Origin of the sequence: Streptosporangium sp. NBC_01639, from assembly GCF_045209755.1 — a bacterium.
In the GTDB taxonomy this organism is placed as follows: domain Bacteria; phylum Actinomycetota; class Actinomycetes; order Streptosporangiales; family Streptosporangiaceae; genus Streptosporangium.
Window position 1 is genome coordinate 4,660,521 of sequence record NZ_CP109272.1, and the last position, 24,200, is coordinate 4,684,720.

The 24,200-nt window shown below is 70.1% G+C and carries 23 protein-coding genes, 1 tRNA gene and 1 other RNA gene; 16 read left to right on the forward strand and 9 right to left on the reverse strand.

The features are described from left to right. Window positions 1–246 precede the first annotated feature (246 nt). Window positions 247–1,446 (reverse strand): hypothetical protein, encoded by a 1,200-nt coding sequence (locus OHA77_RS21310; protein ID WP_406311328.1) that lies wholly within the window; start codon window positions 1,444–1,446, stop codon window positions 247–249. Window positions 1,447–1,574: 128 nt separating this feature from the next. Next, window positions 1,575–1,663: transfer RNA gene (locus OHA77_RS21315), tRNA-Ser, on the reverse strand. A gap of 82 nt (window positions 1,664–1,745) precedes the next feature. Here OHA77_RS21315 and ffs point away from each other — a divergent pair. The 7 genes from ffs (at window position 1,746) to OHA77_RS21350 (ending at window position 8,482) form a co-directional block, all read left to right on the forward strand. Beyond that, window positions 1,746–1,841: signal recognition particle sRNA small type (ffs, locus tag OHA77_RS21320), an RNA gene on the forward strand. 30 nt (window positions 1,842–1,871) lie between these two features. Beyond that, the gene (locus OHA77_RS21325) at window positions 1,872–4,061 is read left to right on the forward strand and encodes a DNA polymerase III subunit gamma and tau (RefSeq protein ID WP_406311329.1); all 2,190 of its coding nucleotides are present in this window, start codon (window positions 1,872–1,874) and stop codon (window positions 4,059–4,061) included. A 512-nt stretch (window positions 4,062–4,573) separates the two neighbouring features. Then, window positions 4,574–4,927: a YbaB/EbfC family nucleoid-associated protein gene (locus OHA77_RS21330; RefSeq protein WP_306861406.1), complete on the forward strand. Its 354-nt coding sequence runs from the start codon at window positions 4,574–4,576 to the stop codon at window positions 4,925–4,927. Between the two features lie 3 nt (window positions 4,928–4,930). Beyond that, window positions 4,931–5,530, forward strand: coding sequence for a recombination mediator RecR (recR, locus tag OHA77_RS21335; protein WP_326826546.1), 600 nt, complete (start codon window positions 4,931–4,933; stop codon window positions 5,528–5,530). Next, entirely contained in the window at window positions 5,523–6,053 is a 531-nt protein-coding gene (locus OHA77_RS21340) for a DUF5063 domain-containing protein (RefSeq protein WP_406311330.1), read from the forward strand. Before recR ends, OHA77_RS21340 begins: the two co-directional genes overlap by 8 nt. A 90-nt stretch (window positions 6,054–6,143) precedes the next feature. Then, on the forward strand, window positions 6,144–7,418 hold the full coding sequence (locus tag OHA77_RS21345; protein WP_326826544.1) for an aspartate kinase: 1,275 nt from the start codon (window positions 6,144–6,146) through the stop codon (window positions 7,416–7,418). Then, on the forward strand, window positions 7,415–8,482 hold the full coding sequence (locus tag OHA77_RS21350) for an aspartate-semialdehyde dehydrogenase (RefSeq protein WP_406311332.1): 1,068 nt from the start codon (window positions 7,415–7,417) through the stop codon (window positions 8,480–8,482). The genes OHA77_RS21345 and OHA77_RS21350 overlap by 4 nt, the downstream gene beginning before the upstream one ends. Window positions 8,483–8,715: 233 nt before the next feature. On the opposite strand, the gene OHA77_RS21355 is transcribed toward OHA77_RS21350, so the two are convergent. Beyond that, window positions 8,716–9,372, reverse strand: a complete 657-nt coding sequence (locus OHA77_RS21355) for a hypothetical protein (protein ID WP_406311333.1) — start codon at window positions 9,370–9,372, stop codon at window positions 8,716–8,718. A 194-nt stretch (window positions 9,373–9,566) separates the two neighbouring features. On the opposite strand from OHA77_RS21355, the gene OHA77_RS21360 reads away from it, so the two are divergent. Both OHA77_RS21360 and OHA77_RS21365 read left to right on the forward strand, forming a co-directional pair. Beyond that, on the forward strand, window positions 9,567–10,244 hold the full coding sequence (locus tag OHA77_RS21360) for a TetR family transcriptional regulator (RefSeq protein ID WP_406311334.1): 678 nt from the start codon (window positions 9,567–9,569) through the stop codon (window positions 10,242–10,244). Between the two features lie 81 nt (window positions 10,245–10,325). Then, on the forward strand, window positions 10,326–11,102 hold the full coding sequence (locus OHA77_RS21365; RefSeq protein WP_406311335.1) for a hypothetical protein: 777 nt from the start codon (window positions 10,326–10,328) through the stop codon (window positions 11,100–11,102). A 60-nt stretch (window positions 11,103–11,162) separates the two neighbouring features. Here the strand turns inward: OHA77_RS21365 and OHA77_RS21370 are convergent, their stop codons facing one another. Continuing rightward, complete coding sequence (locus tag OHA77_RS21370) at window positions 11,163–11,288, reverse strand: hypothetical protein (protein WP_406311336.1); 126 nt, start codon at window positions 11,286–11,288, stop codon at window positions 11,163–11,165. Between the two features lie 49 nt (window positions 11,289–11,337). Here OHA77_RS21370 and OHA77_RS21375 point away from each other — a divergent pair, with 49 nt between their 5' ends. The 3 genes from OHA77_RS21375 (at window position 11,338) to OHA77_RS21385 (ending at window position 13,482) form a co-directional block, all read left to right on the forward strand. Continuing rightward, window positions 11,338–11,754 (forward strand): hypothetical protein, encoded by a 417-nt coding sequence (locus tag OHA77_RS21375; protein ID WP_406311337.1) that lies wholly within the window; start codon window positions 11,338–11,340, stop codon window positions 11,752–11,754. Window positions 11,755–12,066: 312 nt separating this feature from the next. Continuing rightward, window positions 12,067–13,035: an LLM class F420-dependent oxidoreductase gene (locus tag OHA77_RS21380; RefSeq protein WP_406311338.1), complete on the forward strand. Its 969-nt coding sequence runs from the start codon at window positions 12,067–12,069 to the stop codon at window positions 13,033–13,035. A gap of 108 nt (window positions 13,036–13,143) precedes the next feature. Further along, window positions 13,144–13,482, forward strand: a complete 339-nt coding sequence (locus OHA77_RS21385; protein ID WP_326826537.1) for a YkvA family protein — start codon at window positions 13,144–13,146, stop codon at window positions 13,480–13,482. Here the strand turns inward: OHA77_RS21385 and OHA77_RS21390 are convergent. After that, window positions 13,463–14,659, reverse strand: coding sequence for an amidohydrolase family protein (locus tag OHA77_RS21390; RefSeq protein ID WP_326826536.1), 1,197 nt, complete (start codon window positions 14,657–14,659; stop codon window positions 13,463–13,465). The genes OHA77_RS21385 and OHA77_RS21390 overlap by 20 nt on opposite strands. Window positions 14,660–14,962: 303 nt before the next feature. Between OHA77_RS21390 and OHA77_RS21395 the strand changes: the two genes are divergently transcribed. Then, complete coding sequence (locus tag OHA77_RS21395; protein WP_406311339.1) at window positions 14,963–15,673, forward strand: hypothetical protein; 711 nt, start codon at window positions 14,963–14,965, stop codon at window positions 15,671–15,673. A gap of 151 nt (window positions 15,674–15,824) precedes the next feature. Here OHA77_RS21395 and OHA77_RS21400 read toward each other — a convergent pair whose 3' ends face one another. Together OHA77_RS21400 and OHA77_RS21405 are read right to left on the reverse strand one after the other, a co-directional pair. Next, complete coding sequence (locus tag OHA77_RS21400; RefSeq protein WP_406311340.1) at window positions 15,825–16,613, reverse strand: SURF1 family protein; 789 nt, start codon at window positions 16,611–16,613, stop codon at window positions 15,825–15,827. A 156-nt stretch (window positions 16,614–16,769) separates the two neighbouring features. Beyond that, window positions 16,770–17,300, reverse strand: coding sequence for a winged helix-turn-helix transcriptional regulator (locus OHA77_RS21405; protein WP_406311341.1), 531 nt, complete (start codon window positions 17,298–17,300; stop codon window positions 16,770–16,772). A gap of 66 nt (window positions 17,301–17,366) precedes the next feature. Between OHA77_RS21405 and OHA77_RS21410 the strand changes: the two genes are divergently transcribed. Both OHA77_RS21410 and OHA77_RS21415 read left to right on the forward strand, forming a co-directional pair. Then, window positions 17,367–17,882, forward strand: a complete 516-nt coding sequence (locus OHA77_RS21410; RefSeq protein WP_406311342.1) for a GNAT family N-acetyltransferase — start codon at window positions 17,367–17,369, stop codon at window positions 17,880–17,882. Between the two features lie 102 nt (window positions 17,883–17,984). After that, on the forward strand, window positions 17,985–18,581 hold the full coding sequence (locus OHA77_RS21415; protein ID WP_326826531.1) for a TetR/AcrR family transcriptional regulator: 597 nt from the start codon (window positions 17,985–17,987) through the stop codon (window positions 18,579–18,581). 91 nt (window positions 18,582–18,672) lie between these two features. Here OHA77_RS21415 and OHA77_RS21420 read toward each other — a convergent pair whose 3' ends face one another. Further along, window positions 18,673–18,984: a hypothetical protein gene (locus tag OHA77_RS21420; RefSeq protein ID WP_406311343.1), complete on the reverse strand. Its 312-nt coding sequence runs from the start codon at window positions 18,982–18,984 to the stop codon at window positions 18,673–18,675. A gap of 148 nt (window positions 18,985–19,132) precedes the next feature. Here OHA77_RS21420 and OHA77_RS21425 point away from each other — a divergent pair, with 148 nt between their 5' ends. After that, complete coding sequence (locus tag OHA77_RS21425; protein WP_406311344.1) at window positions 19,133–20,575, forward strand: methyltransferase; 1,443 nt, start codon at window positions 19,133–19,135, stop codon at window positions 20,573–20,575. A gap of 309 nt (window positions 20,576–20,884) precedes the next feature. Here the strand turns inward: OHA77_RS21425 and OHA77_RS21430 are convergent, their stop codons facing one another. Then, window positions 20,885–23,923, reverse strand: coding sequence for an AfsR/SARP family transcriptional regulator (locus OHA77_RS21430; protein WP_406311345.1), 3,039 nt, complete (start codon window positions 23,921–23,923; stop codon window positions 20,885–20,887). Between the last annotated feature and the right edge of the window lie 277 nt (window positions 23,924–24,200).

The following is a 24,200-nucleotide window of genomic DNA, read 5'->3' on the forward strand; positions in this document are numbered from 1 at the left end:
GCCCTCAGAAGGGCTGGACATGCCGATGCGGCGGACACCTCCCGGGAGATACGGCGGTGCGGTGAATCGCCGCTGCGGTGGCCGGTGGCAGAACGTGGGTTCCGGCACCACCTTGTCCGTCCACGGCCTGAGAACCGGACGCACTCCCTCGTCGGGTGCCTCAGACATTCCCCGGACGGCCTCGTCTACGCTACGGCACGACCGTGGCTCCGAGGGAGAAAGAAGAACCGTGGCTCTGGCCGCGGCCTAGCCGAACTTCCTTTCCGCTTCCTTGGCCGTCCGGAGATCCTCTTGGTACGAATCCAGGAGTTCTCCTGAATTCAGATATTTGTCGCGATGCGTTTGTACTTCGTGTATCTCCTGGCGGATATCGGCGAGGGACTTGTCGTTGATGAACAGGCCGGGCAGATCTTCCCTGATTTGATCGGGCATGTTGCTGTAGATGTCCCAGAAGTCCTGGTTCGACCCCGCGAGGAAGTCGCGGGTCCGGCTGTCGGGGGTGGCGCCGAAATCCCAGACCTCGTTCCAGCCGCTACGGTCCGGATCCACCACGCGTTGGAAGTTCAGCCTGCACTCGTTACTGACCTCTGAGTATCTGCTGTTCGCTGTGGCCAGGTCGCCTGCGATGGCAGCCAGGGCGGTCGCGTTCCCGCAGATCTGCCGCAGTGCTTCCTGCGCATTGTCCGCGGCCGCGCCACGCCACGGCGATTCCCGCAGGTCCCGCGCTCGGCTCTGCAGCGCTTGAACCAGTTCGGCCAACGAGTCGGCAAACTCCTTGTATGGTAAAGGACAGGCGAATGAGCCTATTCCCGCGGTTGACTCTAGAAACTCTTGGTCAAATTTGGGAAAAAGGTCTTCATTTGCCTTCTTTAGGGTCATGTAGTGGACGCCATAGTCCTCCGACAGGGGCTCCTGAGGAAGCGTCAGTAGCGCGCCGCCGTTGGGATAGAGACTGCTTCGGCTACTCAGTCGCTTGGACGCATCATGCGACAGTATTCCGCCGACCCGTTCGGTGAAATCGGATAGGGCGAGGTCGCCGAGCAGGGGCTCTTCCACAAGATCATATCTCTGGGCGGAATGCTCGATCAGCAACCCGGCCATCACTGTCTCCGCGTGCAGATCAAGCCAGAAGCAGTAGAACAGTTCGTGAGCCTTGCCGAGTAGTTTGGCGAGTTCCTGGGGTAACTGCCACCAGAAGCCCGGCGTAATCCTGTGCCAAGAGTGGAGGGAATGTTCCTCGCCGAAGTAGCAAACGCTGGAATGCCTTCTGTCGAAGGCGGAGGCGGCGAGCTGGATGAGGTTGCCGGCGGACGCCTTCACTCCGTCGCGGTCGATCTCGTAGCCGCTGCTGTGCTCGTATCCGAGGCCCGGCCAGTCCGTGGGTGACTTGAAGTTGGTGTCCCACTGAGACCACGGGTCGGTGGAAGTTTGCTCCGGTCCGCTCATTTCAGCCTCCGATGATCAAAGTTGATCGATCACCATACGGATACGTCTGATCTGCGAGCAACCGCCGGGTGAGGCTGGAACGCCAGAGGGGCCGTGCCACGGATTGCGGCACGGCCCCTCTGATGAGCTGGCGGAGGATAGGAGATTCGAACTCCTGAGGGGTTGCCCCCAACACGCTTTCCAAGCGTGCGCCCTAGGCCAACTAGGCGAATCCTCCGTGGAGAAGCTTACCGAACTTTCAGCAGTGCGTGGACCACATATTCGGCACCCGAGCACTCCGCTCAGCGGCTAGACTGTCGAAGGACCCCTCGCGCGGCGTCATCCTGTGAACCTCCCCAGGGCCGGAAGGCAGCAAGGATAAGCAGGCTCTGGCGGGTGTGCGAGGGGTCTCTTCGTTTCAGGCCCCTCGCAGGTGGGAGCGTCGCATGAGTCTTGCGCTCTACCGCAAGTACCGGCCCGGGACCTTTGCCGAGGTCAAGGGGCAGGAGCACGTCACCGAGCCGCTGCGACAGGCGTTGCGGAGTGGCCGCATCAACCACGCCTACCTGTTCAGCGGGCCACGCGGATGCGGCAAGACCTCCAGCGCCCGGATCCTGGCCCGCTCGCTGAACTGCGAGAAGGGCCCGACCCCCGACCCGTGCGGGGAGTGCGAGTCCTGCGTGGCGCTGGCCCCCACCGGCCCCGGCCATCTCGACGTCATCGAGATCGACGCCGCCTCGCACGGCGGTGTGGACGACGCCCGCGACCTGCGCGAGCGGGCCTTCTTCGCGCCCGTGTCGTCGCGCTTCAAGATCTACATCATCGACGAGGCGCACATGGTGACCCGCGAGGGTTTCAACGCGCTGCTCAAACTCGTCGAGGAGCCCCCTCCGCACCTGAAGTTCGTCTTCGCGACCACGGAGCCCGAGAAGGTCATCGGGACGATCAAATCCCGGACCCATCACTACCCGTTCCGGCTGATCCCGCCTGCGGCCCTGCGCACGCTGATGGAGGAGATCCTCACCTCCGAGAAGGTCCCCTTCGAGGCCGCCGCGCTCCCTCTGGTGGTCCGGGCGGGCGCCGGGTCGGCGCGTGACTCGCTGTCGATCCTCGACCAGCTGTTCGCCGGGTCCGACGAGGCGGGCATCACCTATGCCCGCGCGGTCTCCCTGCTGGGCTACACCGACGGCGACCTGCTCGACGACGTGATCTCCGCCTTCGCGGCCCGTGACGGCGCGCGGGTGTTCCAGGCGGTGAACCGGGTGATCGAAGGGGGGCACGACCCCCGACGGTTCGCCATGGACCTGCTGGAGCGCTTCCGTGACTTGGTGATCCTGGCCAATGTCCCGGAGGCGGCCACCAGCGGCCTGCTCGACCGGCCGGCAGACGAGCTGGAGCGGCTCCAGGCGCAGGCCGCCTCGATGGGTCCGGCCGAGCTGACCCGGGCCGCCGAGATCTTCAACGCGGGCCTGACCGAGATGCGCGGCGCGGCCTCGCCCCGGCTGCTGCTTGAACTGATGTGTGCCAGGACGCTGCTGCCCGGGGTCGCACAGGGCGAGGCCGGGCTGCTGGCCAGGCTGGAGCGGCTGGAGAAGGGCGGTGTCGCACCGGTCCCCGCCGCGTCCGCTCCGGTGGTCTACGCGGCGCCCGCCCCCCAGCCACCGCCCGCTGTGCCGCCCGTCACCGCCCCAGCTCCCATCACCGCCGTGTCGCCGGTCACCGCCCCGGCTCCCGGCGCCGTCGCCGGGCAGTCCCGCCCCCAGGGCGACGGGGACTGGCCCGCCGCGGTCAGGCCCGGTGCCCCCGTGCCGCAGGCCCAGCCGGCCCAGCCGCTCCAGCAGGCCGCCGGGCCGGTCTCCGGGGCGGGGGCGGGGGCGGGGGCCGTCCAGCAAGCTTGGCCGCAGGTGCTCGGAGTCCTCAAGCAGCGCAGCATCGTGGTCTGGGCGAACGTGAACACCAACGCCCAGGTCGTCGGAGTCGAAGGCAAGGTCGTCACTCTCGGGTTCACTCAAGTCGGGGCGGCGAGAAACTTCACCGGCGGCGGCAAGGACGTGGTGGTCGCGGCGGCGCTTCAGGACGTGCTCGGGGGTGCCTGGAAGGTCGAGGCCGTCGTGGTCGGCGGCGGCGGGCCCGCTCCGTCGGGTGGGGCGCGTCCTCCCGTACGGCCACCGCAGAGCCCGCCTCCGCCGCGTCAGGACGCTCCTGCGGGCCCTGCGGCCGCACCCGCTCCGGTGGCGGCTCCGGCCGTTCAGGAGACCCGGGCCGCCCCGGCCGCCCCGGCCCGGCAGGCCCCGCCCGCCACCGACGAGTCCTGGCCGGACGAGCCGCTCCCCGACGATCCCGGTTCGCCCCCCATCCCCCCGCCCGGCCCCGGTCTGGCCGCCGCCCGCTCGGCCGCCAGAGCCGCCGCCCAGTCGGGCCCCAGGGTGACCGGTGGCGCCAAGGCCACCGGTACCAAAACCGTCGATGCCAAGGCGGCCTGGCCGGACGCGGTGCCGGCCCGTAGGCCCGTCGTCGAGACCGACGACGTCGACCCGCTGAACGACGCGGACGCCGATGTCGACACGCTTACCGGAATGGCCCTCATCCAGCGTGAGCTGGGCGGTCAGATCATCGGCGAGATCGACCACACCTGAAGCCCGGCTGGCCTCACCGCCCCCCGCCCTCGCGCTCCCGGTGTGCGCGGAGGCGGCACTGGGCGGACCCCACCCCCTGTGCTCCCGGCGTGTGTGCGTGGTGGAGCGGCAGCGGCGGTGCTGGGTGGACCCTGCGCTCCCGGTGAGCGATGGGAGCGGCGGAGGCGGTGCTGGGTGGACCCTGCCCTCCCATGCCCCCGCGCCCTCGCGCGCCCGTTGTACGCGCGTGGTGGAGCGGCGCGGTCGTCCGATCCCATGGGGGCGTGCGCAGGGTGATTGAACGAATGCACCCTGTGCGCGGCCGGTGTTCGGCTAAGTTCGGAGGCGCACGCCGCCGTGTGCGGCCGCTTCGGTGCGTGTCAGGTCGGGTCCCGGACGTCTGGAGGGGGGCCGGGACCCGACCGGTGGTTTAACGCTTCTCCCAGGGGAACACGTGCGACGCCAGTACAACACCTGGCCCGAACCCCGTAGGCTCGTGACGACTGATGTCACGGACGAGGAGCACAACGACGGTGAACCCAGGGGATGTCAACCTGCAGCAACTGCTGGAGCAGGCACAGCTCATGCAGCAGCAGCTTGTGAGCGCCCAGCAGGAGCTGAACGACGCGGAGGTCGAGGGCTCGGCGGGCGGCGGACTCGTCGTGGCCACGGTCAACGGCGGAGGCGAACTGCTGGAGCTGAAGATCAGCCCGGAGGCTGTCGACCCGGGTGATCCCCAGGAGACGGCCGACACCATCGCCGACCTGGTCATCGCGGCGATCCGGGACGCCGTGCGCGCGGCCGCCGACCTCCAGCAGGAGAAGCTCGGACCACTCGCACAGGGGCTGGGCGGCGGGAGCGGGCTCGGCCAGCTGCCCGGATTCTGAGTCATGTACGAAGGGGTTGTCCAGAGCCTGATCGACGAGCTGGGGATGCTGCCCGGCGTCGGTCCCAAGAGCGCGCAGCGGATCGCGTTCCACCTGCTGGCCGCGGAGCCGGCCGACGTCAAACGGCTCGCCCACGCCCTGCTCGAGGTCAAGGAGAAGGTCCGTTTCTGCCGGGTCTGCGGAAACGTCGCAGCCGAGGAGGAGTGCCGGATCTGCCGTGACGTCCGGCGCGACCCCCAGGTGATCTGCGTGGTCGAGGAGTCCAAGGACGTCGTGGCGATCGAGAAGACCCGCGAGTTCCGGGGCCGCTACCACGTGCTCGGCGGGGCGATCAGCCCGATCGACGGCATCGGCCCCGACGACCTCCGCATCCGCGACCTGATGACGCGCCTGGCCGACGGCCAGGTGACGGAGTTGATCCTCGCCACCGATCCCAACCTTGAGGGAGAGGCGACGGCGACCTATCTCGCCCGTCTGGTCAAGCCGATGGGTCTGAAAGTCACACGACTGGCCAGCGGCCTGCCGGTAGGCGGTGACCTCGAATATGCCGACGAGGTCACCTTGGGCCGCGCGTTCGAAGGAAGGAGGCTGCTGGATGTCTGACGCATGGAGTGCGCTCGCCGAACGGATCGCCGAGCACGCGGAGAACTACATCGACGGCCTGACCAGGCTGGCCGGTGGCGAGGGCGGAGACGCCATCCTGCCGCTGCTGCTGGTGGAGGTGGCCCAGGTCAGCTCGGCGGGCGCGCAGCTCGGTGCCAGCCAGGACGTGATCCTGTCCGGCAACTGGGAACCGCACCTGAGCGAGGACCCGGACGTCGACGCCGTCCGTACGGCCCTCGCCGAGCGGCTGGGCCCGGTGGACGACTACGCCGAGGTCTTCGACCCCTACAAGGACACGGGGGTCACGCCGTACCGGCTGTCGGACGACCTGACGGCCGTGGCCGCCGATCTCCTCCACGGTCTCCGGCACTACCAGGCGGGTCGCCCGCTGGAGGCCCTGTGGTGGTGGCAGTACTCCTACTTCAACACCTGGGGCAACCACGCCGGAGCTGCGATGCGCGCACTTCAGGCGCTCGTCGCGCACACCCGTCTCGATGTGGCGGAGGAACGCACAACGGTGTGATCGTCCACATATTGGCCGGACTCGGGGTGATCTACCGATGCGCCAGTAGAATGTGAGCTCCACAGCCCTAGATTGCTTCGGAGACATCTCGTGGCGCTCGTTGTTCAGAAGTACGGTGGTTCGTCCGTCGCCGACGCGTCCTGCATCAAGCGGGTCGCCCAGCGGATCGTCGCGACGAAAAAAGCCGGCAACGACGTCGTGGTGATCGTCTCGGCGATGGGCGACACCACCGACGAGTTGCTGGACCTCGCCCAGCAAGTCTCGCCGCTCCCCCCGGGGCGGGAGCTCGACATGCTGCTCACCTCCGGTGAGCGCATCTCGATGGCGTTGCTGGCGATGGCGATCGCCAACCTGGGGCAGGAGGCGCGTTCGTTCACCGGTTCCCAGGCCGGAGTGATCACCGACTCGTCCCACGGCCGCGCCCGCATCATCGACGTGACGCCCGGCCGGATCCAGGGCGCGCTCGACAGCGGTCAGATCGCGATCGTGGCCGGCTTCCAGGGCGTCTCCCAGGACACCAAGGACATCACCACACTCGGGCGGGGCGGCTCGGACACGACCGCCGTCGCGCTGGCCGCCGCCCTGAACGCCGACGTGTGTGAGATCTACACCGACGTGGACGGCATCTTCACGGCCGATCCCCGCATCGTCCCCGTCGCCCGTAAGATCCCCAAGATCTCCTATGAGGAGATGATGGAGATGGCGGCCTGCGGCGCGAAGATCCTGCATCTGCGCTGCGTGGAGTACGCTCGCCGTTTCAACGTGCCGATCCACGTCAGAAGCTCGTTCAGCACCAAGGAAGGCACGTGGGTCATCTCCGACCCCGACAGTGAAGGAACAGAGATGGAGCAGCCCATCATCTCCGGCGTCGCACACGACCGGAGCGAGGCCAAGATCACCGTTGTCGGGGTGCCCGACAAGGTCGGCGAGGCTGCCACGATCTTCAAAACGCTGGCCGACGCCGAAGTCAACATCGACATGATCGTGCAGAACGTGTCGGCGGCGGCGACCGGCCGGACGGACATCTCCTTCACGCTGCCCACGACCGACGGTTCCACGGCGCTCACCGCACTGAAGAAGATCCAGGAGGACATCGGCTTCGAGTCGCTGCTCTTCGACGACCAGATCGGGAAGGTGTCGCTGATCGGCGCGGGCATGCGCTCGCACCCCGGCGTCACCGCGACGTTCTTCGCCGCCATCGCCGACGCGGGGGTGAACATCGAGATGATCTCCACCTCGGAGATCCGCATCTCGGTGATCGTCGGGCAGGACGACGTGGACTCGGCGGTCACCGCCGCGCACCACGCGTTCAACCTCGACGCCGACCAGGTTGAAGCTGTGATCTACGGAGGTACTGGCCGATGAGCCGCAAGCCCACCCTCGCCCTGATCGGTGCGACTGGTGCCGTCGGCACCGTCATGCGCGACATCATCTCCAACCGTGCGGACATCTACGGTGAGATCAGACTCGTCGCGTCCGCCCGGTCGGCCGGCAAGGTCCTGCGGGTCCGCGGGGAGGACGTGGTCGTCCAGGAGATGACCCCCGAGGTCTTCGACGGCGTGGACATCGCGATCTTCGACGTGCCGGACGAGGTCTCCGCGGTCTGGGTGCCGATCGCCGCCGAGCGCGGCACGGTCGCCGTCGACAAGTCGGGCACCTTCCGGATGAACCCCGAGGTCCCCCTGGTCGTGCCGGAGGTCAACCCGGAGGCCGCGCGGAACCGGCCGCTGGGCATCATCTCCACCCCCAACTGCACCACGCTGTCGATGATGGCCGCGATGGGCGCGCTCCACGACGAGTACGGCCTGCGCTCGCTGGTGGTCGCCTCCTACCAGGCGGTCTCCGGGGCCGGTGTGGCCGGTTCGGCCCGCCTCTACGACGAGGTCGAGGCCCTCGCGGGTGACCGGACGGTCGGGCAGACCGCCGGCGACGTGCGCAAGGCGCTGCAGAACAAGCTCGGCGAGGCCGAGTCGCCGTTCCCCGCGCCGGTGGCGTTCAACGTCGTCCCGTGGGCGGGGTCGCTCAAGGACGGCGGCTGGGCCTCCGAGGAGATCAAGCTCCGCAACGAGTCCCGGAAGATCCTGGGGATCGACGACCTGAAGGTCTCGGCGACCTGCGTCCGTGTTCCGGTGATCACGACCCACTCGCTGGCCGTGCACGCGACCTTCGAGCGTGAGGTCACCGTCGCGGACGCCCACCGGATCCTGGAGGCCGCCCCGACCGTGGTCGTCATGGACGACCCGGCCAACGGGGTCTTCCCGACTCCGGCCGACGTCGTCGGCACCGACCCCACCTACGTGGGCCGCATCCGCCAGGCGCTCGACTTCCCGAACACCCTGGACCTGTTCGTCTGCGGGGACAACCTGCGCAAGGGGGCGGCCCTGAACGCCGCGGAGATCGCCGAACTGGTCGTGGCCGAGCTCGCGTAGCCGCCCGTTCGCCGACGGGGCGGAAGCCCCTTCTCACCGTACGGCGGCGCCGGGCGCCGCCGTACGGTCCCGCCTCATCGGGCCGTGGCCTATGAATCCCGTGTGCTCCGGCCGGGGGCCGGATACGGCTCCGCAGGGCGGGTGGCGGCCCGTGCCGGTCTACGTGGTCGGGCCGGAGCGTACGGGCCCGAGGTGATGTGCGGGAGGTCCGTACGGCCGGGAGAACGGGGGCGTCAGCGGAAGAGGATGTCCCAGTGGTCGGGCTCGCGGGCGTAGACGGTTCCCGCGTGGCGGTAGAAGGGGGCGCCGTCGCCGCGGACGCCGTCGGCGCTCCGCCCGCCCATGATGTAGTCGCTGATACAGCGGTTGGGGCGGATGTCCAGTTTGTAGCCTCGGTGATGGCTGTAGCGGCCGGGTGCGTGGCCGACCTCGGTGCCGCCGGTGATGACGACCGGGCACTTGCTTTCGCGCTTCAGATCGATCACGTCGTTCACCGTGGCGGTCCGCACCGCGGTCAGCGAGGTGCAGTGCCCGAGCCGGCGGTTGGTGCATCCTCCGGACGACTTCCAGCGCAGGCCGGCGTTCCTGAGGCGCTGGAAGGCCTGAGTCTGGCCGAGCCGTATCGGCCGGTCGGGCTTCGTTCCCGCCTTCTCCGCCGTCTTCCGGACCACCGCCGCCTGCTGGGACGGGTTCGGTGCGGAGCGCTGGACCTCGGCTCGGGCGTCGGTGGCGACGGTCCGGGCGACGACACCGTGAACGTCGGCGGGACGGGACGCGGTGGCGGGGGAAACGGTGATGGCGGCGGTCGGCGGCGGTGTGTCCGCCCGGGCGGTGCCGGACAGGGCCATGGTGATGAGCGATATCTGCAGGACCAGGAGCGCTCCGATCACCGGTCGCGCAGCCCTCTGTTTACCTGGAGGTGTCTCCATCGTTTTATCCCTTGTGACAGGAGCCCTCCCACCAGAAGGATCAATCCCACATTGCAACCGGTATGACCCCTCTGTACGGGGGGATTTTGTCCTGTGATGGTGATCATCGTGCGGCGCGATGACCTAACGAGGTCACGGGTCGTACAGTGACGAATGTGGCCGAGCCGACCCAGCAGAGAAGCCGTGGATCAGACAAGACCCGCGAAGTCATCGTGGAGACGGCCCTGAGGCTGTTCCGCGAGCGCGGATACGAAGCCACCACGATGCGGGCCATCGCCGCCGAGGCGGGAGTCTCGGTGGGAAACGCCTACTACTACTTCGCCTCCAAGGAAGCCCTGGTCCAGGCGTACTACGACAGGGCGCAGGCCGAGCACGAGGCCGCCTGCGAGGAGTTGCTGGCCACCGAGCCGTCCTTCGCCCTGCGATTGGGCGGTGTGCTCCGGGAGTGGGTGCGGGTCTCCGAGCCGTATCACGAGTTCGCGGTGAAGTTCTTCAAGCACGCGGCCGAGCCGAGCAACCCGCTGAGCCCGTTCAGTGCGGAGTCGTCGCCTGCCCGGGACTCGGCGATCGAGATCTACCGCAGGGTGGTGGAGGGTTCGGCGGACCGGATGGACACGGAGCTCAGGGCCGAGCTGCCCGAGCTGCTCTGGCTGCTGTCGATGGGGGTCGTGATGTTCTGGGTGCACGACACCTCGGAGGGATGCCGGCGGACCTACCGGTTCATCGAGCTCAGCGTGCCGATGGTGGACCGGCTGGTCGGACTCTCCCACCTGCCGGGCCTGCGCGGCGTCGCCCGCGACTTCATCGCGGGGGTTCACGAACTTCGGGCATGAAGTCTGGGCGAACCACGAGAATTCCCGTAACGGAGTCATTACCCTCAGTGGTTACTTTGATGACGAGTTCGAGGGAGTCCCATGGGCTGGGTAACCGTACTGGTCGTAGTGGCTGTCGGGATCATGCTGATCGCGCTTCTCGCGCTCAGGCGAAAGGGTAGGGCGGACGACGGCAACGGCGCCGCGTCGGTGGACTTCGCCGCCAACCTCGCCCTCGCCGTCTACCTGCTGGTGCTGGCCTACGCCGCGGTGCTCTGCCGTGACGCGCTCGCGACCTCGCAGACCGACGTCCAGGCCGAGGCGGAGACGCTGACCGAGATGTACTGGTCGGTGGCGCCCATCCCGGAGGCGGCTCCCATCCGGTCGCAGATCCGGCAGTACTCCGCCCAGAGCGCCGAACTCGACTGGCCGCTGATGGCCAGAGGTGAGATGTCGCCCATTCCCACCAAAACGCTCAAAGACCTGCGGGCCGCGACGATCCAGCTCCGGCCGGTCGGAGAGGAGAGCAAGAGCCTCCAGCAGGACGCGCTCAGCCGTGTCTCCGAGGTCGCCCACGCGCGTGCTCTCCGCGCGGACGACGCCGGGTCGGGCCTGGAGGCCATCTTCGTGATCTCCATGCTCGTCTCCGGTCTGCTGGTGATCGCGCTGCCCTGGACGCTCGGGGTGCGGCCGACGATGCCGTCGGTCATCGGCGACGCCGTCAGGGTCGCCGTGGTCATCATCGGGATCGGTTTCATCATGCTGATCAGCCATCCGTTCAGCGGGCTGAGCGCGGTCGGTCCCGACGCCTTCAAGGCGGCGCAGCAGCAGTACGACCAGATCGACTACCGCTTCCCCACGCCGTTCACCGCGGAGTAGCACTCGACGCACGGGAGAGCCCGCCGGTGGACCTCCGCCGGCGGGCTCTCCCGTGCGTCGTTACCGGCGTGCCCTGCCGTTGAGCGCGGCGACCGCGCTGACCGAGATGACGCCGGTGAAGACCACCAGGATGACCAGCCTGCGATCGGTGCCCTGGCGCCGGTCGGCGAAGCGGTTCGGCGCCATCTGCCGCTCCAGGGGGCGGGCGAAGACGGAAGGCCTGACCGGGTGCGGCGTGGGCGATGAGGTCGGACTCGGGGTCGGGGTCGGCGCGGGGAGCGCCGGCGGGAGGGCGGCCCGCCGCGACGGCGGAGGTGGCTCCGCGGGCGGGGTGGCGGACGGCCGGGGCTGGGGCGGTGCCGGGATCACCGGCGGGACGGGCGGGGGAGCCGGTGGGGTCGACGGGGTCGGCGCCGGCGGCTCGGGTGCGGGCGGCTCGGGCGCGGGTTGCTCGGGGGCAGGCGGCTCCGGGGCGGGAGGGGCCGGATCCGCCGGTGGGGGCGCCGCCGGCGGAAGCTCCGCCGGAGGCGCGGGCACGGGCTGCTCCGGCTCCGCCGGTCTCGACCCGGTTCCGATGGTCACCCGCAGCAGGAAGGGCGGCCCGCACGCCGGGACGGAGATGTGGAGCAGCCACCCGTCGTCCGCCTCCTGACACCGGGCCGGGGGATCGTCTCGGTCATGGGCGAACGCCGCGCCATCGGCGAATCCGGCCAGCAGGGGCGCGGCCGTACCGGTCGCCAGGACCGCTGCGCCCAGCAGTGCCCGCCATCGTCTCATCGTCACCCAAAGGTTCTAACATCTTACGCAAAGTCATGTAGGGATAAGTGGGCGCACGGTAAAGATCGTTCCTTCTGGACATACCGTCCGGTTGGTATGGTCGTTCTCTTGACGGACTCGCATGGTGGTAGGGCAAGCTACATCAGAACATCATTCTGGAGATGTTCCAGGAGCAGGAGGCGGCACGATGGCTACCGGAGCACGCTGGGGAATGACGGTCCCCTTCAATGACCGCACGCTCGCCGAGTCCAGGGACCTGGTCGCCGAGCTGCCCGGACTCGGCTACACCGACATCTGGTCCGCCGAGGTCAACGGCGTCGACGGCTTCGTGCCGCTGGCGCTGGCCGCCGAATGGGCCCCCGGCGTACGGCTCGGCAGCGCGATCGTCCCGGTCTCCACCCGCGGACCCGCCCTGCTGGCCATGTCGGCCGCCACCCTCGCCGACCTCGCCCCGGAACGTTTCGTCCTCGGCATCGGGGCCTCCTCGCCGGCCATCGTCGAGCGGTGGAACGCCGGCGAGTTCGTCAAGCCGTTCGCCAGGACCCGAGACACCCTGCGCTTCCTGAAGAAGGCCCTCACGGGTGAGAAGGTCATCGAGAAGTACGAGACGTTCGAGGTCAGGGGATTCCGGCTGGAACAGGCTCCCAAGATCCCGCCGAAGATCGTGCTCGCCGCCCTGCGGCCCCGGATGCTCCACCTGGCCACCGCCGAGGCCGACGGTGCGATCACCAACTGGCTCTCGCCGGAGGACGTGCGGAAGGTCAGGGGGGAGGTCGCGCCGGAGACCGAGCTGATCGCCAGGCTGTTCGTGTGCGTCAGTGAGGACGCCGCCAGGGTGCGCGAGCGCGGCCGGCGGATGCTCGCCGGTTACCTGACCGTCCCGGCCTACGCGGCCTTCCACGACTGGCTGGGGCGGGGCGAGGTGCTGCGGCCCATGCACGAGGCGTGGGCCGCGGGCGACCGGCAGGCGGCCGTGCGGGCCATCCCGGACGAGGTCGTGGACGCGCTCATCGTGCACGGTGACGCGGCGACGTGCCGGGCCAGGGTCCAGCAGTACGTGGACAGCGGGCTGGACACCCCGGTGCTCGCCCCGATCCCCGGTGGGGAGATCCCGCTCGCGCAGGCCGTTCGGGAGCTGGCACCCGGCCGGAGGTGACAGTGATGTGGCCCACCGCGGGGAACGCCGCCCGGAGATCACGCGTTATATCGTGAGGCGGCCGGGTAGGAGGCCGCCAGACGAACGTGCTCCCAAGGAGGTTCCCCCATGGCGAAGGCGGCGCGTGCGGCACAGGCCTGGCGGACGTACAAGACCGTGACGAAGCCGGGCTCCCCCGGCCTCGGCACCCGGCTGCGGGCCATCCCGAAGATGGTCGGCGCGGTGATGCGCGGGCAGTACCCCGGCCTGGGCAAGAGCAAGCTGGCCATGATGGGTCTGGGTGTGGTCTACATCCTCTCGCCCATCGACGTCGTCCCGGACTTCCTGATGCTCGTCGGGGTGGCCGACGACTTCGGGGTCTTCCTGTGGCTGATGGGCTCGCTGCTCGGCGAGAGCGGTCGTTACGTCGACTGGGAGCGCAAGCAGGTCAGAGGTTTTCCATCCTGAGCCAGGCGCGCGAGGGGAGCGGGTGGCCGAACAGGCGGGCGGCGTTGCCGTAGGCCACCCTGGCGATGTCGGCGCCCGGCAGGCTGCCCAGGTTCGACGCCACCGCCTGCTGCGTGTCGGGCCAGGTGGAGTCGGAGTGCGGATAACCGCTCTCCAGCAGGACGTGCTCCAGCCCCACGGCCAGGCGCACCCCCGACAGGGCGTGGTCGTTGAGCGTGCCGAAGAAGAAGTTGCGGCGCAGGACCTCGCTGGGCTTCAGCCCGCCGTCCCAGGCCGCCTCGCCCGCGACCGGGTGGTCGAGGGCGTAGTCGGCCCGTTCCGCCAGCATCGGCAGCCAGCCCACGCCACCCTCCAGGATCAGGATCCGCAGCGCGGGGAAGCGCAGCGGCACGCCGGACCAGAGCCAGTCGGCGCAGGCGAACATGGCGCTCGTCGGCATCAGCGTCGTGATCGCCTCGATGGGGGTGTCCGGAGAGGGCACCGGGGCCCAGGAGCCCGCTCCGGCGTGCAGGCAGATGACGGTGCCCGTCTCCTCGCAGGCCTGGAAGAACGGGTCCCAGTGGTCGCTGTGGATGGACGGCAGGCGCAACCGGGTGGGGAACTCCGGGAACAGGACGGCCTTGAAACCGCGGGCGGCGTTGTCCCGGATCTCCTTGGCCGCGGTCTCGGGATCGGTCAGCCAGGGAAGCTGCAGGGCGATGATCCGCTCCGGGTAGGTGCCCGCCCAGACGTCGACGTGCCAGTCGTTCCACGCCCGCAGGACCGACAGGCCCAGCTCCTGGTCGCGGGTCTTGGCGAAGACCATCCCGGACTGCCCGGCCAGCATGCCGGGGAAGCACAGCGCCGCCCAGACGCCGGCCCGGTCCATGTCCTCGATCCGGGCCTCGATGTCGTGGCAGCCTGGCCGCATCTGCTCGAACCGCACCGGATCGAGCGTCCACTGCTCGCGCGGCAGACCGGCACCGACGTCGAGCCCGGCGCACGGGTAACTGGCCCCGCCGTACCGCCAGACCTGGTGGCCTGCGTCGGTCTCCACCACCTTGGGGGCGAGATCGGCGTATTTCTCGGGGAGGCGTCCCTCGAACATGTCAGGCGGTTCGATCAGATGATCATCGGCTGAGATGATCACATAGTCCCGCCGCCTGGGCTCGGGGTCGGGCAGCAGCGGCGTAGTCACGCGGTAAACCGTACGTTGCTGGCATAACACTCATCAAGCCGCGAGGTCTCCGCTTGGTATCTCTGTTGGCCGTTTCCGGTGACCCCGGGGCCGCCACAGGGGGATGGGCGGCGGCCCCGGGGGGCGGACCCGCCGGGAGGGTGCTGCTCTTGGCGGGCCCTGGTGCGGGCATCTACCCAGAGATCGTCCAAATATCGGGATTTTTCGGAATATAGCGTTGGCGAACGGTGACGGCCTCGTCGCCTGCTCCCCGCGAGGTCTCTACCCTGTCCACGGGCGGATGTCCGAGGATGCGGGGGGAACATGCGGACGACGGTCCCGGCGCCGGGGGACGGCATTCCGTACGGCGTGCGCATGGTGCTGCTCGCCGTCCTGGCGCTGTCCGGCGTCATCGTCCTGGTGAACCAGGATCCACCGCACCGCGACGCGGAGGAGCTCCTCGCCGACCTGCGCGCGGGAAGGGTGGCCAAGGTCGTCTACAACCGCGACTGGCCCGCCTACGGCGACCTGATCTGGTCCGGCGGCCCGCTCTCCTGGAGTCAGGCCCGCTTCGACGAGCCCGGCGACGTCTGGGACCACCGGACCGCCGAACTGGTCCCCGCGGCCCTGGAACGCCGCCAGGGCGCCTTCCTGGCCCGGGTGCGGGCCGTCGCGGCACCCTCGGTGGAGATCGTGCTCTCGGAGGGTTCTGGCGGCTCCGGTCCCGGAGGGCTGGTGGGCTCCCCCGCCTACGCGCGCTGGTGGGAGCCGTTCGCCCCGGTCGCGATGGCGGCCGAGGTCCTGGCGTGGCTGCTGATGCTCACCCGCCGGGAGCACCGCTACGCCGGCCGCTGGGCGTGGTTCTGGATGTTCCTGGCCGGCGGCTCGCCGGTCTACGTCCTGCTGGAGTCCCGTCCGCTGTGGCGCGGGCCGTACGGGATGCAGGCCGCGCGGACCAGGCTCGACGGGACGCGGGGGTTCGTGCTCGCGGTGACCGTGATGTTCGGCACGGCCGTGCTGAAGACCCCCCTGTGACGGAGGGCGGCGCGGTCTCCGCGACGGGCGTCGGCCGGCTCGCGCGCCCGGTCCTCGGCCGGTGACCGCCTCCTGGCACCGCTTCCACCGGGACGGGTGCTTCCGCGACGCCACGTGGCAGGCCGTCGGCGGCCGGTGACCGCACCACGGGTCAGGCTTCGACCGGCTGCGCTTCCTTCCCCTTGGCCTCCTCGGCCCGGAGATCCGCAGCCTCCCTGCGGATCAGCAGGGCCCAGCCGCCGACCGCGATCCCGATGAACAGCCACCACTGCACGCCGTACGCCAGGTTGAGCCCGCCGCCCTCGCCGACGTCCGGCTCGGGGATCGGTGCGGGCGCGGTGGCGGCCTCGGGCGACTGCGCGGTCAGCTCCACGTAACCGCCGAGCAGTCGGTACGGCAGGCCCCGCCCGATCGTCTCGGTGTTGATCAGTAGGACCTGGCCCGGAGGAAGACCCGGCCGGTCCTGGATGCCCGAGGTCGCCTCGGTCTCGCTGGGGCGTATCCGGCCGGTGACGGTCACCTCGCCCGTGCTCGGCGCGGGGACCTCCGGCAGGGTGTCGGCCGTGGCGCCGGCCTTGACCCAGCCCCGGTTCACCAGCACTCCCCGGCCGTCGCCGATGTTCAGCGGGGTGAGCACGTAGAAGCCGAGCACGCCCTCCTGGGGACGGCGGCGGACCAGGAGCTGGTGGGCCGGGTCGAACGTCCCCGTCGCCGTCACGGAGCGGTATTTGTCCTGGACGCGGACGCTGCCGCCGGGGGCGGTCAGCCTCTCCGCGGGCACCGGGGCGGCCGCCAGGTTGGCGGTCGCCTGGTGGCTACTGGCGGACCGCTCGTCGTAACGCCCGAACTGCCATCGGCCGAGGAACACGAAGGCGGGGATGACCAGCAGCACCACCACGTGGAGCGCCATCCATCGGGGAGTCAGAAGAAACCGGTACACGCCCCCAAGAGTAGGCACCGTGAGCACCGCCCTCTCCTCCGACCATGCCTTTCACCGGCGCGGGACGTCCGAAAGCGCCTGGTCCGGCGGTTCGAACCGCTCCGGATCATTCGGCGGGTCCCCCGGCGGCGGGCCGTGGCCGCCGCACGGGTCCGCTCAGTCTCCGGCGCCGCCCGCGCGCGCCGTGGCGGCGGAGCGCAGGCCCGGTCCGGGGCGCGGGGTGACCTCGCGGGGACCGGTGACCTCGTGGCCCTCGGCGCAGCGGAAGTGCTGTTCGACGGAGGCTCCGCAGTCGCGGTGGGTGAGGAGCACCGGCGGGCCCTCCTGGTCGGCCAGATACCGGTCGCCCCAGTGCATCAGCGCCATCAGGGCCGGATAGAGGTCCAGTCCCATCTGGGTCAGCCGGTATTCGTCGCGTCGGCGCTGGCCGGGCTCGCGGTAGGGGACCTTGCGGAGCAGGCCCTCCTCCACCAGCCGGGTCAGCCGGGCGCTGAGCACCTGTCTCGGCGCCCCCGTGGCGGCCTGCATGTCGGCGAAGCGCCGCACCCCCATGAACGCCTCTCTGAGCACGAGGAACGTCCACTTCTCGCCGACGACGGCCAGGGTGCGCTCGATGGAGCAGTTTTCCACCCGGTAGGACATGGTGCCGAGAACCGCCTCACTCATGTCCGCATCGTAGGTCGTCATGGCCGCACCTCCAACGACACCTAAGTCTAGTTGACAGACTCAGCTGTCTGGCGCGACTCTAAGTTCATGATGCGAACCCAGCTTGCGCCGACGCTCCGCGATCCGGAGCGGGAGCCGATCGGCGGTGTGGAGATCCGGCCCGCGGGGGTGGACGACGCAGAGGGGGTCCACCGCTTCCTCGCGGGACTGTCGCCGCGGACCCGGGCGCTGCGGTTCTTCACCGGGATGAGCCGCCCGAGCGCGAGCCTGGTCCGGGCGATGGTCGCGGTGGACGCGCGGCGGGACGTGCTGCTGGCCGTGCACGGGGACGTCGTCGTCGGCCATGCGATGAGCTTCACGGGGAGCGGGACCGACGTGGAGATCGCCCTGGTGGTGGCCGACGGGTGGCAGGGGCGTGGGATCGGCTCCCGGCTCGCCCGCGGACTGCTGCGCCGCGCCTCGGCCAACGGGGCCCGGACACTGGGGATGGACGTGCTCGGCGAGAACCGCACGGTGCTGTCGATGGTCCGGAGGGCATGGCCGGAGGCGACCATGAAGGTGTCCTCCGGGACCGTCGAGGTGGTCGCGGCGGTCGGCCGCTGAACCGATCCCGGCCGGGCGGGACAGAGGTGCTAAGGTCGGACCTTCCCCTCCATGCCGCCGCGTCATTTGCGGAACAAGGTTCTGTTGCCTCACCATTGGCCTGTGAAGAGTGCCAAGAACGGACGCGACGGCCGTACCCGGATCGTCGAGGGGGCCCTGCGCCGATTCAGCCAGGACGGTGTCTCGGCCACCACGCTGGCCAGCCTCCGCAAGGAGAGCGGCGTCAGCGTCGGGAGCTTTTACCACCACTTCACCAGCAAGGAACACGTCTTCGGCGTGCTCTATGCCGACACCCTCCAGATGTATCAGGAGGCCTTCCTCGCCGAGCTGCGGAGCCACGAGGGGGCGAAGGAGGGCATCGAGGCCATCGTCGCACTGCACATGGCCTGGAGTGGCGAGAACCGCGAACGGGCGCACCTGCTGATCAGCGAGCGACCGCCCAAGCGCAACGAGCCGGGTGGCGCCGAGGTGGCGGATTCACGCAAGGCGTTCTTCAAACAGGTCTCCGACTGGTGGCGGCCCCACATGAAGAACGGCCTGCTCCAGCCCGTCCACCCGACCATGTGTTACGTGCTCTGGCTGGGCCCGGCCACCGAGATGTGCCGTCTGTGGTTCGCCGGGGCGCATCAGCCCACCGAGGAGGAGCTGGCGGGCCTCTGCGAGGCCGCCTGGCAGAGCCTGCGCCAGCAGCCCCTCTGACCCCGGCATCCGGTTGGCACCGTGGGCGCCGGAAGGATTCTGCCGAGGGCTCCGGCCCGGATCACGGGGGCTCTTCCGGGCCGGAGCGGTCTCAGTGCGCGCCCGCCAGCTGACGCGGCCGGGTGGAGACCCGCCAGACCTTCTCGTCCAGTGAGATGTCCAGCCGCAGGTCCTGGCGGCGGCGCCGCAGCCCGGGAACCCGCACCCGATCGCAGATGTCCAGCCTGCCGTGCCGGGAGTAGCCGAAGCCCAGCTCTCCGGGGAAGACCCGCAACTCGTCCTGGTTGCCGCACCGGGGACAGGTCCAGGAGACCAGATCCGTCCCCCGGTTGTAGTCGTGGCAGGCGCGAAAATAGTCGTCGGGGCGGAATCGGGACTCACAGCCGAAACAGGGGATCAACATCGCGGATCCTTCGGAGCGGATAGGTGGCTCCACATGATTACCGCCTCGCACTTGAGATCCGCTTGCAGAACGCTTGCTCCGCTCTGCGTCTGACATATCACTCTAGGTGACAAGTGGGGTGCGGTGCTCCTGGTGCGAGGATGGCCGGGTGAACGATCTGCCTGACCGGCTCAGAGAGCTGCTGCTCGACGCCGGCTACACCATCGACGGTGTCCGCGAGCGACTCGGCGAGGTCGCCGCCACCGCACTCTCGCGCGAGGAGACGGTGCCCGCCCTGCGCGCCACCCGCGACGGAGACCTCCTGGGCACGCTCATCCGGCTGTGGTGGCTCGGCGTCCCGGTGGACGCGCCCGCCGCCCTCCCGGTGGCCGACCTGGCCGCCGCGGGGCTGGTGACCGTGGAGAGGGGCCGGGTCACCTCCGCGGTCCACCTGCAGCCCTGGGAGACCGGCGGCTACGTCGTCTCCGACCGCAAGGTCAGGCCGGGTGACCCCGCTCTCCGGGAGGACCACGTCGTCGGTGCGGGAGGGGCCTCGGCGAACCTGGCCCAGTTGGTCTCCCGCCGCCCCGTGGAGCGCGCCCTCGACATCGGCACCGGCTGCGGGGTCCAGGTGCTGCACCTGGCCGACCGGGCCCGCGAGATCGTCGCCACGGACGTCAACCCCCGCGCGCTGGAGCTGGCCAGGCTGAGCTGGGCGCTGTCCGGAGTCCAGGGGGTGGACGCCCGCGAGGGCTCCCTGTTCGATCCCGTCGACGGTGAGCGCTTCGACCTGATCGTCGCCAACCCGCCGTTCGTGATCTCTCCCGGCGGCCGCTTCACCTACCGGGAGTCGGGGTTCGAGGCCGACGGCTTCTGCCGTGACCTCGTACGGCTGGCCCCCCGCTTTCTCGCCCCCGGTGGCACCTGCCAGCTCCTGGCCAACTGGCTGCACGTCGGTGGTGAGGACTGGCGGGACCGGGTTGGCGGGTGGCTGACCGGCACCGGCTGCGACGGCTGGGTGGTCCAGCGGGACGTCCAGGACCCGGCCGAGTACGTGGAGCTGTGGCTGAGGGACGCCGCGGAACAGGGCACCCCCCGGTACCGCGAGCTCTACGACGAGTGGCTCGGCTGGTTCGCGTCCATGGACATCACGGGGGTCGGCTTCGGCTGGATCACCGTGCACGACTCCGGCAGTCTCGACCCCGTGGTCCGGGTGGAGGAGCTCCGGCAACAGGTGGAGCTCCCGGTCGGCGGATATGTGGACGAGGTGCTCGGCTCCATCGCCGAGGCGCATCGGCTGACCGACGGGGAGCTGCTGGGTTCCCGGCCGGTGCTCGCGGGCGGCGTGCTGGAGGAGCGTGTCGGGCCGCCCGGCGCCGAGGACCCGTCGAGGATCACGCTCAGGCAGACCGGGGGGCTGCGCCGCAGCGCGCAGGTGGGGACCGTGGAGGCGGCTCTCGCCGGGGTCTGCGACGGCGACTATCCACTGGAGCCGCTGCTCGCCGCGATCGCGGAGCTTACCGGGGAGGACCCCGATGACCTGCGGATCAAGGCTCCCGAGGGGCTCCGGTCGCTGATCGCCGAAGGGTTTTTCCACATATCCACAGGGTGATTCTCCACAGGCTGTGGATATCCTCGCCGATCGGTTGTTGATCGGATGTTGAGCACCGGAGGGCAGGCTCTGGCAGTGGGCACGGAACCCGGGGGGAGGGGACCGTGTCGAGTCCGGCCGGTCGTCGACGTGAGGCGGCCGGCCAGCGGATGACGTACCGGACAACCGGGCCCCCTACGCGTCCTCCGATGGCCAGACGGCCGGCCGGGCACCCCACGTCCGACATCCGGATTCAGACTGACGGGAATCCCAGTGATCAACCATTTCTGGATGACGAGTCTCGACGACGATCTGTACGACGAGCTCGGGTCAGTTGTCGACGGAGTCGCGGTCGAGCAGGACACGCAGATCCGCGGCTTCGGGGGCGCCGAGCCTGACGAAGATGTCGTGCGCGCGCTCGAAACAGTCGTGACTGCGGCCCGTGCTGCCGAGACCGGCGAGCGCCCTGCCTAGCACCCACAGGGACAGCGCCTCGCCGTACGGGTGGCCGATCTCCCGGCTGACCACCAGGGCCTGCTCCGCGTGGCGTGTCGCGTCGGAGAACCGGCCGGCGGCGATGAGGGTCTCGGCCAGCCGGGAACAGACCCGCTGCTCCCAGACCCGCTGCCTGCTGGCCCGGAAGAAGGCCAGGCACTCCGCGTGATGGTGGACCGCCTCGTTGAGCCGCCCGACCCGTGACAGGATCATGCCCAGGTGATAGCGGGCACGGGCGGTGCCCGCGCTGGAGCCGAGCTCGATGAAGAGGGCCAGGCCCTGCTCGGCGGCGGCGATCGCCTCCGCCCGCTGACCCAGGAACAGGTGGTCGCGGGCGGAGTAGCTGAGCGTCAGTGCCTCGCCGCCCCGCGCGCCGACCTCCCGGAACGCCTTACGCGCCGAGTCGAACCAGGTCAGCGCCTCCACGTGGCGGCGCCTGCGCCCGGCCACGACGGCCAGCGCGTTCATCGCCTCGCCGGTGACGATCCGGTCGCCCCCGGCGGCCAGTTCCAGCGACGCCCAGAACTCCTCCTCCGCCTCGGCCAGCAGATTGGCGCCGAACAGCACCCGGCCCAGCACGTAGCGGCAGCGCAGCTCGCTGGAGACGTCACCGATCCGGCGGGCCGCGGCCAGCGTCTCCCGGCTCCGCTGGTCGAACTCACGGGCGTGGCTCCCCGCCTCCAGCAGCGGCTCCATGGCGAGCAGCAGGTTGGCGCCGGGCAGCAGGCTCGCGGCATCCTCGGCGCCGCCTGCCTGGACGATCGATGCGAACAGCGACTCGGCCTCGGCCGACAGCCAGGCCACGGCCTCGTCGGCGGAGGTGAACGCGTGGCCGGGCACGGTCACCGCGAGTTGGTCGGCGACCGTGCTGCCCTCGTAGGCGAGCCGGTGCGCCGACCTCGCGGAGGCCAGATAGAAGTCGAGCAGCCGGCGCAGCGCGGGTGCGCCTTCCCCGCCCTCCCCGCCCGCACCCGCGGACCCGGTCTGCCGCGCGTCCTGCTCGGACCGTTCGGCGGTACGGCGGGCGAAGAGCTTGAGCAGGTCGTGGAAGCGGTAGCGGCCGGGGGCGGGGGCCTCCAGCAGGCTGGCGTCCACGAGGGATTCCAGGACGTCCTCGGTGTCCACCGGGTCCAGCGCGAGCAGCGCGGCGGCGGCCCCGATCGAGATGTTCGGGCCGCCGGGCAGGGAGAGCAGCCGGAACGCCCGGGCCTGCGCGGGGCCGAGCTGGCCGTAACCGAGGGCGAAGGTAGCCTCCACCGCGAGGTTGCCCACGCGCATCTCGTCCAGGCGACGGCGCTCGTCGGCCAGCCGGGTCACCAGCGAGGCGACCGTCCAGGAGGGCCGGGCCGCCAGCCGGGCGGCCACGATCCGCACCGCGAGCGGCAGGAAACCGCAGGCGGCCACGGTGTCCATGGCGGCGGCGCGCTCCGTGGTCACCCGCTCCGCGCCGGCGACCGTGCCGAACAGGGTCAGCGCCTCGTCGGGCTCCATGACGTCCAGGTCGACCAGCCGGGCCGCGGCCAGGTCGGAGAGCTTGCCGCGGCTGGTCACGATCGCCGCGCAGCCGGTCGAGCCGGGCAGCAGGGGGCCGACCTGGTCGGCGTCCCGGGCGTTGTCGAGCAGCACGAGCATCCGCCGGTCGGCCAGGAGCGAGCGGAACAGCGCCGACCGCTCGGCCAGGCCGTCCGGGATGACGTCCGCGGGCAGGCCGAGAGCGCGCAGGAACGCACCCAGCACCGACTCGGGCGCGGTCGGCTCCTCGCCGTATCCACGCAGGTCGGCGTAGAGCTGGCCGTCGGGGAACATGTCGCCCAGAGCGTGGGCGACGTGCACCGCGAGCGTCGTCTTGCCGACGCCGCCGATGCCGGAGATCGCGGCCACCGGCACGCCGTCGCCGCCGCCCTCGGCGGAAAGCAGGGTGCACAGCCGGGAGACGATCTGGCGGCGCCCGGTGAAATCGCCCACAGCGGCGGGGAGCTGCGCCGGGCGCGGCAGTTCGGGAGCCGCGAGCTCGGCGACCTCCGCTTCCCGGGCCGGTCCGGGGGCCTCGGCGGGTGCGAGCCGTACCGGGTCGGTGCCGGAGGCGGGGGTGAGGGCCGGATCGCCGGTGAGGATGCGCTGGTGCAGGGCGGTCAGGTCGGGACCCGGCTCGATGCCGAGTTCGTCGATCAGCGCGGCGCGGGTGTCGGCGAAGGCCGCCAGCGCGTCCGCCTGCCGTCCGCACCGGTAGTAGGCCAGCATCAGCTGGGCGCGGAGCCGCTCGCGGAGCGGGTGGTCGGCGGTCAGCACGATCAGCTCGGAGACGACGTCGGCGTGCCGGCCCAGCTCCAGATCCAGGTCCATCAGGGTTTCGAGCACGCTCAGCCGGCGCTCGACGAGCCGGTCACGCTGATGCTCGGCGTAGGGACCGACGGCACCGGCCAGCGGCTCGCCGGTGCACAGTGCCAGGCTCGCGCGCAGGCTCTCGGCGGCCCCGGCGAGGTTCCCGGCCCGACGGGCGACCTCGGCCTCCTGGACACCCCGGTCGAAGAAGGCGAGGTCGAGGGTGGCGCCGTTCAGGCGCAGCGCGTAACCGCGGCCCACCGAGGTCAGCAGCTCGGGGCGGGTGCGGGGAGACCTGCCGGGCTCCAGTACGGCCCGCAGCCGGGAGACGTAGGTGCGCAGCGCACCGAGCGCACGGGGTGGGGCGTCCTCCCCCCAGACGGCGTCGATCATCTCGGCCGGGGTCACCGCCCGGCTCTCGCGCAGCAGCAGCATCGCCAGGATGGAACGTTGCAGCGGAGTGCCCAGATCGAGCTCGGCACCGTCACGCCAGGCCTGGACAGGGCCGAGCACGGCGAAGCGCAACCCGTCTTCGCTGCCCTGAACAGCCATTTCTCTGATCTCCATCTAATGGAAAGTTTTATGACCAAATAATAGATCCTTCTTTGCTTACTCCATAGACGGCCGTCGACTCGTTGGCCGAACTGTTGATCGCTCGTCAATTCGGTGTTGAGCAGGAGACGGGATGCTGGTGGGTGTCGGGCATGGCGCCATACGGGGGCTGCCATGCCCGACATGTCAGCAGATTGCAGGAACTAATAAAGGCGCTGTAAGTGCGGTGAAGGCGGCTCGCCCTATCAATGAGTCATGGCTCCCCGGAAGGAAGCGG